The organism is Halorubrum sp. Atlit-26R, from assembly GCF_003666015.1.
Taxonomy (GTDB): Archaea; Halobacteriota; Halobacteria; order Halobacteriales; family Haloferacaceae; genus Halorubrum.
This window is the reverse complement of sequence record NZ_QPLT01000043.1, coordinates 1-1,876: the sequence shown is the minus strand read 5'-3', so window position 1 is coordinate 1,876 and position 1,876 is coordinate 1. Positions and strand designations below refer to the sequence as shown.

The window sequence follows — 1,876 nt, the reverse complement described above, 5'->3', positions numbered from 1 at the left end:
TCCCGGCTGGGGCTTTGGCGGTGTTGGCCGTCGATCCACGGTCGCTCATTTATAAGCGAGGGGCTGGGGCTTTGGCGGTGTCAACGATCTATCCGAAATCAACGGCGCTGTTGAAATCCTCACTCGGGGATATGTCCTCAGTACATCACAAAGCCGGTTAGTTGAGACGTCTGCTTGCTGAAGGTGTGTCTAAAACCAAGCAAGCAGACAGTGTGATTCACGAGGACCAGCTTCTTAACTTTCTCGTCAACCGCCTTGACGAAGAAGTTCCGCTCTCGTTAGCTAATAACGCTGAAATTACTGCTGAGGACATCTATGAGGTCCTCGTCGGCGCTTGCGCCGACGGGACCTCTGTCTCTACGCTCTGTGCTTCGAGCCAGAACGCACCTGCTGCGAACACGATCCTCTACCATCTTCGGACGAAGTTCGAGCCGGAACGGCTCGAACGAGTCGCTAACGCGCTCTTGCGGAAGAATCTCGATGAATTGCTCCCCAAGCAGGTGGAGGTCTGCGCAGACCTCCACCTGCGACCCTACTACGGTGACGAAGCCGACACAGACGGTCTCTATCACTCGGAGGCGAAGCGTGGAACCACCGCGTTCCACGCCTACGCCACACTCTACGCGCGTGTGAAGAACAAACGCTACACGCTGGCGGTACGCCGTCTCGAAGACGGCGATACCGCCAGCAGCGTTCTCGCTGAGTTCCTCGGTATTCTCGACGGCCTTGACACCAAGGTCAAGGCCGTCTATCTCGATCGCGGATTCTACGACAGCAAGTGTCTCACGCTGCTTCAGGCGCACAACTACGCGTACGTGATCCCGATCATTCGGTGGGGGAAGACGATTCAGCAAGAGCTCTCGGAAGGGTGGAGTCGCGTCATTCAGCATGATCTGACAGGGAAACTCGACGGTCACAGCTGGACCGTCGAGTTTCCCGTCTGTATCGACTGTACGTACCTGAACGGGAAATATGACGAGAACGGTGTGGCGCGTCACGGCTACGCCGCTGACGCGCCGTTCATCGACTCACCACGCGATGCTCGATACCACTACTCGAAACGCTTCGGTATCGAGTCGAGCTATCGATTGTTTGAACAAGCGATAGCGACAACAACCACACGAGATCCAACGGTACGGCTGCTGTACGTCGTGGTGAGTCTGCTATTACAGAACGTCTGGCGGTACCTTCACTACGAGTATGTGGCGACGCCCCGCCGAGGCGGGCGTCGCCTCTGGTGGTGGCCGTACAAGGAGTTCGTCAATATGGTTCGACGAGCTGCGTGGACGGCCCTCGCGGTTCGTCGGGCCGTCCCCGCGAATCGGCCACCTGACGACCGATTCCACCGCTAACCACCGACCGAGCAAGCCAGCAAAGTGAGTGGCAACGCTGTCGCGTCGGCGGCTGACCGCCGCCGACAGCGACAGCTCTCCGTCGATCCGTCCGTAATCATCTCATCGAGACCGTCAGTACAACCGCTTCGAGACAGAACTCAGGCCGCAGAAACAGCTAGCCGAGGTTGCTTTGTGAGGTACTGATGATTCATCTCTAATTCGACTCCCGACAATTGGAACAATATTCCAGTACTGATACTCAAGCAGTGGGCATAGTACGCGATATGAGGCTGATCAAAAGTGGGTAAGACTAGCGCTAGACAGCAATAAGATAACAACTCGGGTAGCACTGTAGACCATTACAGCTTACACTCGATACACACAACTGTAGTCGCTAGCAACAGGCCACACGCTCCGGGTCATACAAGTACAAGGGGGCGACGACGGCGAAAGTACAACGACATTGTACCTGTTACTTTGTTCTAATCCATCAATCGGCACCCATGTCTCTCCTAGTAGATCTCCTGTTATGTAATAAAACA

The 1,876-nt window shown here is 55.6% G+C and carries 1 protein-coding gene; it reads left to right on the top strand.

Going from position 1 to position 1,876, the window contains the following annotated elements; all coding sequences use genetic code 11:
- Positions 1-185 precede the first annotated feature (185 nt).
- Positions 186-1,352, top strand: a complete 1,167-nt coding sequence (locus tag DVK07_RS19040; protein ID WP_121598465.1) for an ISH3 family transposase — start codon at positions 186-188, stop codon at positions 1,350-1,352.
- The last annotated feature ends 524 nt before the right edge of the window (positions 1,353-1,876 follow it).